Annotated in this window: 13 protein-coding genes; 1 reads left to right on the forward strand and 12 read right to left on the reverse strand. The window is 61.0% G+C overall.

Going from position 1 to position 15145, the window contains the following annotated elements:
- Window position 1: 1 nt before the first annotated feature.
- From AB4N82_RS15985 to AB4N82_RS16020, 8 genes are read right to left on the reverse strand one after another with little or no spacing between them, the layout of a single operon-like run.
- A complete protein-coding gene (locus tag AB4N82_RS15985; RefSeq protein ID WP_122756135.1) occupies window positions 2–766 on the reverse strand; it encodes an SDR family NAD(P)-dependent oxidoreductase in 765 nt (254 codons plus the stop codon).
- On the reverse strand, window positions 763–1500 hold the full coding sequence (locus AB4N82_RS15990) for a 3-oxoacyl-ACP reductase family protein (RefSeq protein ID WP_032890939.1): 738 nt from the start codon (window positions 1498–1500) through the stop codon (window positions 763–765). The genes AB4N82_RS15985 and AB4N82_RS15990 overlap by 4 nt, the downstream gene beginning before the upstream one ends.
- 9 nt (window positions 1501–1509) lie before the next feature.
- A complete protein-coding gene (locus tag AB4N82_RS15995) occupies window positions 1510–4377 on the reverse strand; it encodes an aminotransferase class III-fold pyridoxal phosphate-dependent enzyme (RefSeq protein ID WP_122763795.1) in 2868 nt (955 codons plus the stop codon).
- A 44-nt stretch (window positions 4378–4421) separates the two neighbouring features.
- Window positions 4422–5639 carry a beta-ketoacyl synthase N-terminal-like domain-containing protein gene (locus AB4N82_RS16000; RefSeq protein WP_460102175.1) on the reverse strand — a complete coding sequence of 406 codons (1218 nt, stop codon included), beginning with the start codon at window positions 5637–5639 and terminating at the stop codon, window positions 4422–4424.
- Window positions 5636–6934 carry a beta-ketoacyl-[acyl-carrier-protein] synthase family protein gene (locus AB4N82_RS16005; protein ID WP_122763793.1) on the reverse strand — a complete coding sequence of 433 codons (1299 nt, stop codon included), beginning with the start codon at window positions 6932–6934 and terminating at the stop codon, window positions 5636–5638. Before AB4N82_RS16005 ends, AB4N82_RS16000 begins: the two co-directional genes overlap by 4 nt.
- Entirely contained in the window at window positions 6931–7992 is a 1062-nt protein-coding gene (locus AB4N82_RS16010) for a beta-ketoacyl-[acyl-carrier-protein] synthase family protein (RefSeq protein ID WP_241089467.1), read from the reverse strand. The genes AB4N82_RS16005 and AB4N82_RS16010 overlap by 4 nt, the downstream gene beginning before the upstream one ends.
- Before the next feature lies 1 nt (window position 7993).
- Window positions 7994–9268: a beta-ketoacyl-[acyl-carrier-protein] synthase family protein gene (locus tag AB4N82_RS16015; RefSeq protein WP_099602772.1), complete on the reverse strand. Its 1275-nt coding sequence runs from the start codon at window positions 9266–9268 to the stop codon at window positions 7994–7996.
- Between the two features lie 9 nt (window positions 9269–9277).
- Complete coding sequence (locus tag AB4N82_RS16020) at window positions 9278–9847, reverse strand: acyl carrier protein (protein WP_032890945.1); 570 nt, start codon at window positions 9845–9847, stop codon at window positions 9278–9280.
- 325 nt (window positions 9848–10172) lie between these two features.
- On the opposite strand from AB4N82_RS16020, the gene nadA reads away from it, so the two are divergent.
- Window positions 10173–11231, forward strand: a complete 1059-nt coding sequence (nadA, locus tag AB4N82_RS16025) for a quinolinate synthase NadA (protein WP_032890946.1) — start codon at window positions 10173–10175, stop codon at window positions 11229–11231.
- Window positions 11232–11369: 138 nt separating this feature from the next.
- Here the strand turns inward: nadA and AB4N82_RS16030 are convergent, their stop codons facing one another.
- The 4 genes from AB4N82_RS16030 to AB4N82_RS16045 all read right to left on the reverse strand — a co-directional run bounded on the left by AB4N82_RS16030 (window position 11370) and on the right by AB4N82_RS16045 (window position 15098).
- Window positions 11370–11858, reverse strand: coding sequence for an RDD family protein (locus tag AB4N82_RS16030; protein WP_032890948.1), 489 nt, complete (start codon window positions 11856–11858; stop codon window positions 11370–11372).
- 94 nt (window positions 11859–11952) lie between these two features.
- The gene (locus AB4N82_RS16035) at window positions 11953–12165 is read right to left on the reverse strand and encodes a cold-shock protein (RefSeq protein ID WP_003365337.1); all 213 of its coding nucleotides are present in this window, start codon (window positions 12163–12165) and stop codon (window positions 11953–11955) included.
- Between the two features lie 392 nt (window positions 12166–12557).
- Window positions 12558–13682 (reverse strand): glycine cleavage system aminomethyltransferase GcvT, encoded by a 1125-nt coding sequence (gcvT, locus tag AB4N82_RS16040; RefSeq protein ID WP_032890950.1) that lies wholly within the window; start codon window positions 13680–13682, stop codon window positions 12558–12560.
- Window positions 13683–13721: 39 nt separating this feature from the next.
- Window positions 13722–15098, reverse strand: coding sequence for an L-serine ammonia-lyase (locus tag AB4N82_RS16045; RefSeq protein WP_032890951.1), 1377 nt, complete (start codon window positions 15096–15098; stop codon window positions 13722–13724).
- Window positions 15099–15145: the final 47 nt, after the last annotated feature.

Genomic DNA, 15145 nt, shown 5'->3' on the forward strand with positions numbered 1-15145 from the left:
GCTACATCCCCAACCCGGCGCCGCCGTCGATCATCAGGCTCTGGGCCGTGACGCCGGAGGCCTCCGGGCTGACCAGGTAACGCACCATGGCGGCGACTTCGTCAGCCTGGATAAAACGGCGCAACGGCAGCTTTTTCTTGGCATTGCGCAGGATCTGCTCCTGACTGATTCCGGCAATACTGGCTTGAGTCGCCAATTCGCCTTGAAGCATTGGCGTATCAATCCAGGCTGGCAAAATCGCGTTCACGGTAATCCGGCGCGGTGCCAGGTCCAGCGCCAGTGCTTTTGTCATGCCGATAATGCCGTGCTTGGAGGCGCAGTAAGCGGTGTTGCGGACCTTGCCGATGCGGCCCAGGATCGACGACAAATTGATGATTCGCCCTCGGTCCGCCAGCAGTGGCAGGCACAGCGAAGTGACATAAAAGGTGCCGTTCAGATTGACCGAAATCACCTTGTGCCAGTTGTCCAAGTCCTCCGGTTCGTTCTCGTTGCAGACACCGGCGCTGTTGACCAGGACATCGATGTAACCGAGGCGCACCGACAGGTCGTTGAATAACGCTTGCACGCTCGCAAGGTCGGCGATATCGACGCCATGGGTTTCGATGCTTGCGGCAAATGCCCCGTTGCCGACCCAGCTCTGTAGCTGGGCCAGGTCACGGTCCACCAGGATCAGGCGATGGGCTTCGTCGGTGGCGAAGTGTTCCGCGACTGCGCGGCCGATGCCGTTGGCGGCACCGGAAATCAAAAAAGTTCGAGATGCGTTCATGGCATTTTCAACCCGCCATTGACCGACAACACTTCGCCGGTCACATAGGTGGCGCGGTCGGCCAGGTACAGCACGGCCTCGGCGATATCCCCTGGCACGGCAAAGCGCTTGATCAGCAGACGCGACTGGACCTCCTGCTCGTGGGTTTCGAGCAAGGCGGCGGTCATGTCGGTGCTGACGATCCCCGGCGCCACCGCGTTGACGCGGATATTGCGCGGCGCCAACTCGACCGCCAGGGCACGTGTCAGCGCCTCCACACCACCCTTGGCGGCGGCGTAGCTGCTTTGGCCTTTGCCAGGCTTTTGCGCCGCCACCGAACTCAGGTTGATGATGCAGCCTTGACGCTGGCGCATCATGCCGGGCACCACCTGTTGGCAGCAGAGCAGTGTGCCGATCAGGTTGGTCTGGATCACCTCGCTGATGGCCTCGACCGAGAGCGTTGCCAGCAAACCATCCCGAGTAATCCCGGCGTTGTTGACCAGCAGGTCGATGCGTTCGAAGTGTTGTTCAACCTGTTCGAAAAACGCCTTGATGCTGTGCGCGTCGCTGATGTCGCACTGCGCGGTAAGGCATTCGCCGCCCATCTTTTCGACTTCATCGCGCACCGCCAGGGCCGCCGCTTCGTCACGCACGTAGTTGAATGCAACCCGGTAGCCGGCCTCGGCCAGTGCCAGGACAACCGCTTTGCCGATGCCGCGACTGCCTCCGGTGACTACCGCTGTTTTAGTGGTCATGGCCGTTCCTTAGAGTGAGTTGTGGGTCTTGAACTGCGCCAGGCCAAAGCCATGGATCGCCGCCAACGCACGAATCTGCTGCACTTGTTCGCGGCTGATGTCGCCGTAGGAGTAATGCTGGGTAATTCCCGCAAGCCCCATCAGCACCGACTCGGCCATGCAGGCATACAACTGGCCCTGTTTCAGGTAGGCCCGCACATTCGGCGCGAGCCCGTCGTCGAACGGCGTCTGGACAATGCCACCGTGCATGTACAGCACGTCGCTGCGCTGGGTGCCGATCGCTTGGTCAACGTTCAGCGGCACGGCGATGTCGCAGATCACGCTGTGTTCGGCGAAATGCCCAGCGTCGAGAAACGGCTGCGCTGCGTTTGCCGCACACAGCACGATGCGTGCGCGCTTGAGTGCTTGCAGGTCATCGGTGACGGTAATGAAGGCGTTGGCCCCCAGGCGTTCTTGCACCAGGCGCGAGACCTGCAGGCCCAACTGCGAGCTGCTGCCGAAGTCCTTTATCAGCGCGTGAATGCCGTCGATGTCGAGCAGGCGCTGCGCCAGCAAGTCGTCGCTGGCCGTGCCCTTGAGAATCGAGCGGGCCGCGTCGGCGTAAATCAGATGGGCGGTTTTTTCCAGACGGCGCAGCGAGCCATCGCGGCCGCTGCCAATCAGGATCACGTGGTCGACAGCGGCTGACAGCAGCGACGCATAGGTCGACGCCACGTTACCGGCCGCGCCGACCACGGCTGCCGTTTGTGCGTGCAACTCAAGTCCCTGTTGTTTGCAGCCTTGCTCGATGGCCTCAAGGCCCATGCCGATGGTCAAGGCGTTACCGGACGTCAGCGCCATGTCCGGAATTTTCAGGGCCTGGCAGTTGTTGGTCACGATGGAGGTGTACATCCCCAACCCGGCAACGCGGTAGCCATCGGCGCGTGCGTCCAGGATGCGATTGCCGACTTCTTTGCGAATCACGTCGAGATCGCCGCTGATGATGTAGTCCGCCATGGCGTTGGAGTCCATGCACAGTGGGTACAACGTGAACTCCACTGCCATGCCCAGCTTCGAGCGGATCACCACCGGGCCCACGGGGGCCGCCCGGCGTTCCGGTGCGGTGCGTTGCATGAACACACATTTTTGTTCGGTGCTCAGTTGGCCGAGTGAGGGATCGACATCACCGAGGATGTCGGCATCGATCAAGTGATTGATAAAGGCCACGCGGGCGACGATGGGGGTGTCCTGCGGGGCGTTGGGCAGGGCGTTGACCTGGAAGCCGGTGTCGCGCGGCGCGACCGCCGGGATCAGGTCATTGCAAATGGTAGCGGCCAACGGGAACGCATCTCCGCGTTGCAGCATGTCGCAGACCTTTTGCAGGGCTTTGATCAGCCCGTCGATCTCGGCGAATGTGATGCAGGCGGGCGGCTCCAGGCGGATCACATTGGAGTTGCTGCCCGAAGGCGCCACGCGCAGGGCTTCAAACTGCAAGAGGTAGCCGGCAATCAGGTAACCCAAGGCGTCGTTGTACTGGGCTGAAGCCTGCACCAGCGAGCTGTTGGCGCTTTGGTCGTGCAGCTCAAAGCCCAGCAACAGGCCGCGGCCCCGCACATCGGCGATCACCCCTGGGTAGGCCGCCTTGAGCTCAAGCAGTGAGGCCTTTAGGTATTCGCCCTTGGTGTGCACGTCCTTGAGCATCGCTTGGTCATCGGCAAACAGACGATTGAGTGCCGAGAGGGCGATGTGGCAGGAGGCATCGTCTTCGGCGAAGGTCGAGCTGTGGATATAGCTGAAGTCTTTTTCATAGTGGCTGCTGCGAATCACGGTGGCCGCGATCTTCATCAGGCCACCGCCCAGCGCTTTGGACAGGCAGTAGTAATCGCCTTGCAGATTGAAGTGACTGCTGGCCAGGAAGGTGCCGGTTCGTCCGAAGCCCGACTGCACCTCGTCGATAATCAACGGGCACTGCTGCTCGTTACACAGGCGACGCAACGCCCGGTAAAAATCAGTCGAGAATTCGATGATGCCGCCTTCGCCCTGGATCGGCTCCATCAGTACGGCGGTGATCGCGCTGAACGCATCGCGCTTGACCAGCAGTTGATCCCCGCTCCATTGCAGGCTCAGCCAATGTCGGGTGTGGCGCGCGGGCAGCTCCTGGAGTTGATGGGGTTGCTGGGGGTCAATGAACTCCACGTTCAGGCCGAAACGCGCGAACGGCTGGCGATACTGGCGGCCGTACGTCAGTTGCACAGTGTTGACCAGTTTGCCGTGAAAACTGCCGCGCAAGGCGACAAAGACCGGCTCGACATGTAATTCGGCCAGGTTGTGCTGGCGAACCGCTTCAACCACCTGGCGCACCGTGGCCGTGTTCAGGTGCGCGGGCAGCAGGCCTGCCGGCAAGTCGAGGTCAGCGACATCCACTTCGCGGTAGGCGCGGTCGCTGGAGGTCAATTGGGCCAGGGTAAAGTCGAGTTCGTCGAACTGGCGTTGCAGGTTTTTCTGACGACGAAACTCGGCATGTTTGACGGCAATTTCGACCGCTTCGGCACCACTGTTGGAAAAGGTCGAAATGTATTGTTCGTTGTTCTTCAGCTCGCGATTGAAGGCTTCGCTCAACGCGCGTGCTAGGGCTCCGGCCGTGCCGCGGATCGACATCTGGGCGTTAAAGGGCACGTCATTGCGCAACAGTGTGCAGAGCTGTTCGACAAACTGCGGGTCGTTGTGACCAAACAACGCCGCGCCATAGCCACCGAGAAAATCCGTCACGGTGACCTCGTCACCCTTGCGGTTGCGGTAGAACAATTGACTGCCCAGTGCGCGTTTGAACTCACACTCAAGCCCCAGGGCCTGGAGCAGATCTACAAACTTTGGGCGAACAAAATCACGGTAATCCATCACATCCATGTCCTATAAAAGAGGAGGGTGTTGTACAAAAAACGTCAGGCGTTATTGGCCTGCTCGCTGTACTTCAATTGGTAACAAGCGCTGAAACCGTTGTCGTCGCGGTTGAGCACCAGGCAATCGGTGAGCGTCGTTGAATAGGGAGCGCCCATCACAAAGGGCAGGTGCGCGGCCACGGGTTGGCTTAGCCCGGCAATCGGTGGCACACGCTGGGCGAGCAGGGCGCAGCGGGCCAGGATCAGGTCCGCCAGGCTGGGAGCCGCACTGAGCAGGCCGGTCACCGGCACGCCACTGGTGATGTGGGCGCCGCCGGTGCGGCCCAGTACGTGGCTCAATTGCAGATCTTTGTCGGGCGTGCCGGTGCCAGTGCACACCAGCAGATCGGTTGGCTGGTCTGGCAGGTTCAGTGCCTCGATAGAGACATGGGCGGTCATTGTTTGCAGGCAGACCTGGGGTTCATCCCCCAGATCCTCGCGACGGCGCAACACCAGGGCTGCCGCGCCTTCACCCGCGATACCGCCCGTGCCTTGCGCGTCGAAAGCTCGCAGGGTCTCCGAGCCGTCCGCACTGATGGTGCCGGCCTGTACCAAGGCGCTGAGTGCCAGGGCATCGAGTTCGCTGCCCGCACCGACAATGATCGCGACATCAATGCGCCCGCTCTGCAAGGCGGCACAGGCTTCACGCAAGGCTGCCAGGTTGCCGGAGACGCCCTGCATGTAGGCGTTGCATTCACACTCCAGCTTGAGCGCCAGGCTGGTCACGCCCAGCAGGATATTGCTCAGGCCCTTGAGCACCAGGAACGGATCCTGCGCCCGCTCCTGCAAAATACGTCGGGCCAGCAGGTGCATGTCTGCCCCTTCGCCCTGGCGGCATTCGTGGAGCAATTCGCCGTAGGACGCCAGAGAAGGGTGGGTGTATCCACCCTGGCAGCAATAGAGCCCATAGGTCAGGCCGTCTGCACCGGGTGTCAGGTTGGCATCGGCCAGTGCCTGACGAACCGCGCTGACACCCCAGATGACGGCGGGCGTGCAGTAGCGTTGCAGGTTCTGCGCGAGGTCCTGACGACTGCGTTGATGATCGTCATAGTGGATCTGGCCAAAGGCCGTAACCCGCTCGCTGTGAAACTGCAAGGAGCGCAAGGGCTTGATCCCGCTGCGCGACTCGCAGGCCGCAGTCCAGAACGCGTCCACGCCCCATCCGCTGGCCAGGACACAGCCGCTGCCGGCGATAGCGATGGGTGTTTGTGCGGCACTCATTGTGCGTGCTCCTGGTATTTGCCCAGCACCAGGCAGGTATTGAGCCCACCGAAGCCGAATGAATTGCTCAGCGCCACGTCAACTCGGCGGTTGACCGTCTGATGGGCGCAGTAGTCCAGATCACAGTCGTCGGCGGCGCTGTGCAGGTTGAGGGTCGGGGTAATCCGGTCGTGCTGGCAGGCCAGTGCGGTGACGATGAACTCGGGTGCGCCAGCGGCGGCGATCAAGTGCCCGAACTGGGACTTGTTGGCGCTGATTGCCAGCCGTCGATAGTGCTCGTCCTGGGCGAATACCGACTTGATGGCCAGGGTTTCGGCGGCATCGTTGAGCGGGGTGGACGTGCCGTGAGCGTTGATCAGGTCCACCTGTTGCGGGCGGATGCCGGCATCGTGCAAGGCCGTCTGCATCGCCAGGGCGGCGCCTCGCCCTTGCGGGTCGGGTGCGGTGACCTTGTAGCCGTCCAGGCTGCTGCCAAACCCCAGCACTTCGGCATAGGGCACGGCGCCACGGGCAAGGGCGCTCTCCAGGGTTTCGAGCACTACAAAACCACCGCCTTCGCCAGCAACCAGGCCGCTGCGATGGCGATCGAATGGACGGCAAAGCCCTTCGCCCCAGCGTTGCTCGCTGCTGGCTGCGCCCAACAGGTAAAGCGCGGTCATGGTGTCCAGGCTCAACACCGAGTCGGCCCCGCCGGCGACAGCGACGTCGACTTCACCCCGGCGGATCATCTGGAAGGCATTCCCGATGGCCTGGGACGCCCCGGCGCAGGCGCTGCTGATGTTGATCACCGGGCCTTCGCAACCGCTGTCGTCAGCGATCACCCTGGCCAGCCGGTCGTTGCTCTGGCACAGCGAGTGGGCCGCACTGACCTGGTCAGCCTTGGCCATCAAGTGGCGCCATGCAGGGCAAGCCTGCTGCTCGCCGGACACGGTCAGCAGCATGTCCTGAATGTTGTGGGCCGGTGCGCCGGACGCGCACAGTACGGCCGCATCGCGCAGTTGTGCGGCGCTCAGGCCGCTGTCGGTGATCGCTTGGCTGGCCGCCACCCAACCCAACTGGCTGCGTTTTTCCAGGGGCATCTGCCAGGCGCGATGGCCTTTCAAGTAGTCCGGCAGTTGGCGGGTGTCTACTGGCGCGGCGTAACGCACCGGGAAGCTACCGTCGGCCACGCCTTCGGGTTGCCATGGGCGGATGCAGTGCTCACCGCGCAGCATCTGCGCCCACATTGATTGCCATTCGAAACCGAAACCGGTCACGGCACCCAGGCCGGTTATCACAATCCTTGGTGGGCTCATGCCTGTTTCTCCATGGCTTCTTTGGCCAGTAATACGGCGCCCCAATGGCCCGCACGGCTGTGATTGAGCAGCAATGTGTACCCATCGCGCTGGTCGTGAAGGGTCAGGGCGATTTCAGTCAACAGGGCGCTTGCTCCCAGGTCGCCGGTCATGGGCCGGGAGCTGTGAAGCGTCGCCTGGGTGTCTGCGAGCAGAAGCGGCAGGAAGGGGGTGTCCGGCGCGGCGACGACATGTGCTACGTCGCGCAAACCTACTTTCTCTCGGCTTAATGCTTGTTGGATGACCTTGTGCGCCACGGCGTTCGAGCGTTCGGGGCAAGCACTGTAACCACGGGCGAACCCGGCGATGCGCAAGGCGCCGTGGGTTGGCGTGCACGACGTCAGCAACAGGCACGCTGCGCCTTCCCCATAACGATCCGGCGCCGGGAGTGCAGGCTGTTCGGTGCTGTCGCGCAGGTACAGCGCGGGCGAGAGGTTCGGGCTACTGCTGACCACAACCCCGGCGTCGGCTCGGCCACCGGCGATGTGTTCGAACGCCTCAATCAGCGCATCGACTCCCGCATTTCCCTGTGAGCAGAAACCGCCCATCGGGCCACGGCAGTGCAGCGCCTCGGCTACATAGGCCATGACGCTGCTGTTGAGCATCATCAGTGCGTGCAGCGGCGGGGTATAAGCGAAGAGTTGTGCGAGCAGTGCGTCCGGTTGTTCGGCGATGGCCTGCACGGCTTCCCAGCAGGAACTGGGGCCGTCCACTTCCGGAATGGCGGCCATCAGCGCCACGCGCTCGCCAGGCAGGTGCAAGTCATTCAACGGGCCGGCAAGCTGCCCGGCGCAATACAGCAAACGGGCGCCCTGAGGTTCGACGCTGCGTTGAATCTTGCGGTCGAACACCGTTGTGGGCAGTCGCGGTACGGTCACGGGATAGGCCAGGTGGTCCGGGGCAAAATCCAACGGCTGGGCGGCCCGCACCGGACCATGTAAATCGGCGCACTCAGTGCCTGCGTGGTTGAACACCGACGCAGCGATCAAGTAGACGGGTTTTGTCTGGAGGCTGTTCATTTCATGCATTTCCCAACACCAGCGAACTGTTGACGCCGCCGAAACCGAACGAATTAGACAGCACCACCTTGATGGGCTGTTGCTGGGCTTCGGTCAGGAAGTTCAACTCAGGGAACTCGGCATTTGCCGGGTCATAGTTAAGGGTGGGGAGCAGCACGCCTTGCTGCAGACTCATCAGTGACAGCACCGCCTCAATGGCGCCGCTGGCCGCCAGGGAGTGGCCAATGGCCGATTTGTTGGCGGTGAATGTCATCGTGCTCACGGCGGTGCCGAATACCCGCTCAATCGCCAGGGCTTCACTGCGATCGTTGGCCTGGGTCGAGGTGCCATGGGTATTGACGTGATCGACGGCGTCGCAGTCCAAGCCGGCATTCGCGATGGCGGCTTGCATGCAGTGGGCGTAATGGCTGCCATCGCGGCTGCTGGAGGTGATTTTCTGCGCTTCGCAATAGTTGGCGTAACCCAGGACGCGGCCGATCGGGCTGGCCTTGCGTCGTTCGGCATGTTCCCTGGACTCCAGCACGATCATTGCCGCGCCTTCGCCGAGGACGAAACCGCAGCGGTCGTTCATGAACGGGCGGCTCTGTTGTTCGGCAGTGAGGTCGGCCCGCTGGCAAATGGCACCGAGGCCGTCGAAGCTGTAATAGGACAGTTCATGGGCCATCAACTCAACGGCGCCACAGATGGCCAAGTCGATCTCGCCGCGCTCAATGGCGCGAAACGCACTGCCGATCGCCATGGTGCCGGCCGCGCAGGCATCGGAATGGGTGCTGATATGGTCGCGAATGCCGAGCAGGTTGGCGATGTGCCAAGTCTGCTGATCAATCCGTCGAGCAAACGGGCCGCCCGCCAGTGTGTGCTGATCCAAGTAGCGATCAAGGTCGACGCTGCCGGCGTCGTCCATATAGCGGCTGGCCTCTTGCAGGTCACGGCTCACGCAATGCTTGTTGGCGCCGAGGAACACACCGCTGGCCGCGCGGGAGAAGTCCGCGGGAACCAGGCCGGCCTGCTGGAGCGCTTGCCTGGCAACAAACTCCGCGAGCAGGCACTGACGGGGCAGTGGCGTGGCGCCCACCGCAACCTGAGCGCCAATGGCGTGCCACTGATCGTGATCGATATAACCTGCGGCGTTTACCGCAAAACCCAGCTCGGCAAACACCGGGTGTTGACGAATGCACGACCGCTTGGAGCTGATCTGCGAAAACAACGTTGCAGCGTCCAGTACCGTGGGCGCTACCAGCCCGTAGCCTGTGACTAAAACCTCTCGCGGCCCCATGAAAAACTCCTAGGCCGTTTCTGGCAAACGGGACGCGGCAAACTGCTCTACCAGTTGGCGAGAAATTTCGTCGCCTTCCAGCGGCGTCAGTCGCGCACTGCAACCGCCGCACACCACTTGGCGACGCTCATTGAGACGTGCCTGCTCGGCGTTGCACTCAGGGCAGGTGGCGGGCAAGTGGTCAAACATCCGGTAGCACTGTTCGGCCCAATTGCGCACGGTCGTGGCCGCGAACACATCTGCCGGCTGCATGCCTGGACGCAATTGGCCGGGCGCAAATGCGCTCAGGCTTTGCTCCAGAAGGTCCACGCCGGACTGGGTGATACGGCCTTTTTCGACCAGCTCGCTCACGTCGCCAAACACCGCAACCGCATGGTCCAGCACGCTGGTCTTGGGCAATGTGCAGCCGTAATGGCGACCCAGCTGAAAACTCAGGTCGACGATATCCAGGGAGTCGGCATTGAGGTCCTCGACGATGCTGCTGTGTTCGTTCACCTCTGTGAGGTCCATCACCAACAGCTGCGCGAGGATTTCGCGGGTAGTGGTAATGACGCTGTTCAAGTCCAATGGATTGTTCATCGGCTATCTCCCTATAACGCGTGAATGGGGGGCTAAGCAGTGGCGCTGAGGGGCCATTTGCTTGAGGTGATGTGTGAAGGCGGCGCAGCGTAAACCCTCCCCTGAGGGGGAGAGTCAATGTGCCATTACCCTTTTTTGTCGGACAATCGAACGCGTCAAAAGCCAGATTAGGCTTTTGAATCCATTCGATATTCTGTAGCCTTGCGCAGCTTCACTTTTAGCCGTGCTTGATGAACACAATCACTTCGTCCGGCGGCGCCCGAAGGGCTCCAGAGCCGGTGGTACACTCGACTTTCGCGCTACTGCGCCTGCAGGTCTTGCGAACATGACGCAGATATCTGAACGCCTACTGGTTCAAGCCCACCTCGACGCCAAGCAGCCCAAGGCCCTCAGCGCCGATGAAGAGGCGAGCCTGCGTGCCGCCATCGCCGCCGAGCTGAAAGCTCAGGACGCGGTATTGGTTGCCCACTTCTATTGCGATCCGGTGATCCAGGCCCTGGCCGAAGAAACCGGCGGCTGCGTCTCCGACTCCCTGGAAATGGCCCGCTTCGGCGCCGCCCACCCGGCCAAGACCGTACTGGTCGCCGGTGTGCGTTTCATGGGCGAGACCGCCAAGATCCTCACCCCCGAAAAACGCATCCTCATGCCAACCCTGGAAGCCACGTGCTCCCTGGATCTTGGTTGCCCGGTCGATGAGTTTTCGGCGTTCTGCGACCAGCATCCCGAGCGCACGGTGGTGGTGTATGCCAACACCTCGGCGGCGGTCAAAGCCCGAGCCGATTGGGTGGTGACCTCCAGCTGCGCGCTGGAAATCGTCGAAAGCCTGATGGACAACGGCGAGACCATCATCTGGGGACCGGACAAGCACCTGGGCACTTACATCCAGCGTCAGACCGGTGCCGACATGCTGCTGTGGGACGGTGCCTGCATCGTCCACGAAGAGTTCAAGTCCAAGCAGCTCGAAGACATGAAGGCGCTATACCCGGATGCAGCGATCCTAGTACATCCGGAATCGCCGACCGCGGTGATCGAACTGGCGGATGCCGTAGGTTCTACCAGCCAATTGATCGCTGCGGCGCAACGACTGCCGAACAAAACCTTTATCGTCGCCACCGACCGCGGCATCTTCTACAAGATGCAGCAGCTGTGCCCGGACAAGGTCTTCGTCGAAGCGCCCACGGCCGGTAACGGCGCGGCGTGCCGCAGTTGCGCGCATTGCCCGTGGATGGCGATGAACACGCTGGAGCGCACGTTGCAGTGCCTGCGTGAGGGCAGCAATGAGATTTTCGTCGAGCCGTCGGTGATTCCTCACGCTGTTCGACCGCTCAAGCGCATGCTGGATTTCACCCAGGCGGCGCGCCTGAAGCTGGCGGGCAACGCCTGAACCGAGGCAAGCTCGGTTAAAAATGTGAGAGGGGGCTTGCCCCCGATGATGGTGTGTCAGTCAATAGAAATATTGAATGTAGAGCCGCTATCGGGGGCAAGCCACCTCCCACATGTAGATCTTTAATTAAGAAGGGTTTTATTTCTTTTGCTTCGGGATGCGCACTAACTGGGTGTCCGAATAGATGTCATGCCAGCCGCGTTTCTGTTTATCGAACAACGCCCAGATAAACCCCAGCCCCACGCACAACCACGACGCAATCGACACCACAAAGCGCAACAGCGCCTGCCACAGGCTGATGCGCGAGCCATCGGCGTTCTGCACGCGCACGCCCCACACCTGCATGCCCAGGGTCTGCCCGGAATGGGTCCAGAACTTGGCGAAGAAGCCGAACAGCACAAAGAACAGAATCGTCGACAGCAGCGGGTCGCCGTCCAGGGCACCGGATTCGGTGAGGGTGCGCATCCTGGCTTCGCCTAGAAATGCCATCCACACCAGCTTGTAGATAAATGCGGTGACGATCAGCAGGGCGGTGCACAACAGGAAGTCATAGAACATCGCTGCCAGGCGACGGCCCAGGCCAACGGCGGGGAATTCGCCTTGGGGGCTCAGCAGGGGTTTGGACATGGCAGGATTCTCTGAGGAAAAAACGCATTTTACGGAATCGCGTCCATAAAAAAGCCCCTGATGTCATATCAGGGGCTTTTTGTCGCAGTAAGGATCAACCTTCTGCTTGTACTTCGTCAGCCTGCATGCCTTTTTGGCCCTGCACCGCAACGAATGTCACTTTCTGGCCTTCTTTGAGGCTCTTGAACCCGTTGCCCTGAATAGCGCGGAAATGTACGAACAGATCCGGACCGCTTTCTGGAGTGATAAAACCAAACCCTTTTTCGTCGTTAAACCACTTGACGGTACCGCTCTGACGTTCAGCCATTTTCTTATTTCCTTGACGCTATAAATTGATGACAGCCCCTTTCACATGAAAGAGTACTGGGCTGGGTTGCAGGAAAGTAAGAGACGTCGAACGGGTTGTAGCACAACTACTTCAGCTACTGCCCAGGTCCAGGTTCCAAGCGACCCATGCAAACACAGTGGGCAAACTCTACGCCAACTAATAGAGAAAAAACAAGCCCTGCAAAACCCCATGTTTTGCTCGGCCGCATGACACTTCGTTGAATAATGTAGAGCGGACTTATTCGATAGATTCGCTCACTTGTTATAGCTGTACACCTATAACAATAACTATCGTGAATGCACTGTTTTATGGCGGTTGCGTTACAGATTAGTGCACGTTAACGCAACCGCGTTACTTATAGGAACAGTCAATCAACCACGATAGTAACGCTGTGGCACGAATGGCATTTTACTTACACGAAGCGGCACCTTTTTCCCACGCACCAACGCAGAGACTTCGGTATCCAGTGCAATGAATGCGCTGTCCAGGTAACCCATGGCCAAAGGGCCGCCGAGGCTTGGGCCAAAGCCGCCGCTGCAGACGCTGCCGATCACAGTGCCGTGCTCATCGACAATTTCTGCCCCTTCGCGCACCGGAGTGCGTTCCTGGGGTAACAGGCCGACGCGTTTGCGGCTTACACCGGTCTGCTGCTGGGTGAAGATTCGGTCGGCACCCGGGAAGCCGCCGGCACGTGCGCCATCGGCACGGCGGGCCTTGGAGATGGCCCACAGCAGGCTGGCTTCAATCGGTGTGGTCTCGGTGTTCATGTCGTGGCCGTACAGGCACAGGCCGGCTTCCAGGCGCAGGGAGTCGCGGGCGCCCAGGCCGATGGCCTGTACTTCGCTCTCGGCCAACAGGCTGCGCGCAAGGCTTTCGGCATTGGCCGCAGGCACGGAGATTTCAAAGCCGTCTTCACCGGTATAACCGGAGCGGCTGACGTAGCAGTCCACACCCAGCAGGCGCAGCGAAGCGAACTGCATAAAGGTCATCTTGGTCACTTCCGGCGCCAGGCGCGCCAGCACCTTCACCGCTGCGGGGCCTTGCAGGGCAAGCAGGGCGCGTTCTTCGAACAGCGGCTCGATGGTGCACTGATCACCAATGTGTTTGCGCAGGTGCGCCAGGTCCTGGTCCTTGCAGGCGGCGTTGACCACCAGGAACAGTTCGTCGTTGCCCAGGTTGGCGACCATCAGGTCATCCAGGATGCCGCCTTGCTCGTTGGTGAACATTGCGTAGCGCTGCATACCTACGGGCAGGTCGATGATGTCCACGGGCACCAGGGTTTCCAGGGCCTTGGCGGCATTGGCACCGGTCAGGCGGATCTGGCCCATGTGGGACACGTCAAATAACCCGGCGTGTTCACGGGTGTGCAGGTGTTCCTTCATCACACCCAGTGGATATTGCACCGGCATGTCATAGCCGGCGAAGGGCACCATGCGTGCGCCCAGTTCGATGTGCAGGGCGTGCAATGGGGTTTTCAACAGGGTTTCGGTGGACATATTCAGCTCCTGAAAAACGTGCTGCCGCGCCTTTAGGCGTCAGCACTCGATAATGTTGACCGCCAAACCGCCACGGGCGGTTTCCTTGTATTTGCTTTTCATATCGGCACCGGTCTGGCGCATGGTGCGGATGACCTTATCCAGCGAAACGAAATGCTGCCCGTCGCCGCGCAAAGCCATGCGCACCGCATTGATGGCCTTCACCGAGCCCATGGCGTTGCGCTCGATGCACGGCACCTGTACCAGGCCGCCAATCGGATCGCAGGTCAGGCCGAGGTTGTGTTCCATGCCGATCTCGGCAGCGTTCTCCACTTGGGACACGCTGCCGCCCAGCACTTCGCACAGCGCGCCGGCAGCCATGGAACAGGCCACGCCGACTTCGCCCTGACAACCGACTTCGGCGCCGGAGATCGACGCGTTTTCCTTGTACAAAATCCCGATGGCAGCGGCGGTGAGCAGGAAGCGCACCACGCCGTCTTCGTTCGCGCCTGGGATAAAGCGCATGTAGTAATGCAGCACGGCCGGAATGATCCCGGCTGCACCATTGGTGGGCGCCGTGACCACGCGTCCGCCGTTGGCGTTTTCTTCGTTGACCGCCAGCGCGTACAGGTTGACCCAATCGAGCACCGACAACGGATCACGCAGCGCCGATTCCGGGTGCTTGCACAGTTGGCGATGCAGCGCGGCGGCACGGCGTTTGACCTTCAGGCCACCGGGCAAAATCCCTTCATTGCGACAACCGGCGTCCACGCAGTCCTGCATCACCTGCCAGATTTTCAGCAGGCCAGCGCGGGTTTCCGCTTCAGGGCGCCAGGCACTTTCATTGGTCAGCATCACTTGGCTGATGGACAGGCCGTAAGTGGCGCAATGGCCGAGCAAGTCCTTGGCGTGCTTGAAGGGGAATGTCAGCGGCGTGGCATCTTCGACAATCCGGTCGGCACCGGCGGCGTCTTCATCCACTACAAAACCACCGCCAACCGAGTAGTACTCGCGGCTGCGAATCTGGATGTTGGCAGCGTCGAAGGCACGAAAAATCATGCCGTTAGGATGGTAGGCGAGGGGTTTGCGAATCATCGCCAAGTGTTCTTTCTCGTTGAACGCAATGCTGTGTTCGCCGAGCAGGTTCAAGCGGCCATCGCTGCGCATCTGTGCCAGGCGTGCGGCGACGGTTTCAGTGTTCACGGTGTCCGGGTGTTCGCCTTCCAGGCCAAGCAACACAGCCTTGTCGCTGCCGTGACCTTTACCGGTGGCGCCGAGGGAACCGTAGAGTTCCACCTTGATGCTGCAGGTGGTGGTCAGCAGGTTGTCACGTTTGAGGCCTTCGACGAATCGAGCGGCGGCGCGCATGGGGCCGACGGTGTGGGAACTGGAGGGGCCGATGCCAATCTTGAACAGGTCGAACACGCTTAAAGACATGAGTGGTTCTCCGGTTTCTTATTATGTTTTGGGTGTACTCGGTCAGT

The sequence above is a fragment of the Pseudomonas sp. H1_D04 genome (assembly GCF_054683855.1).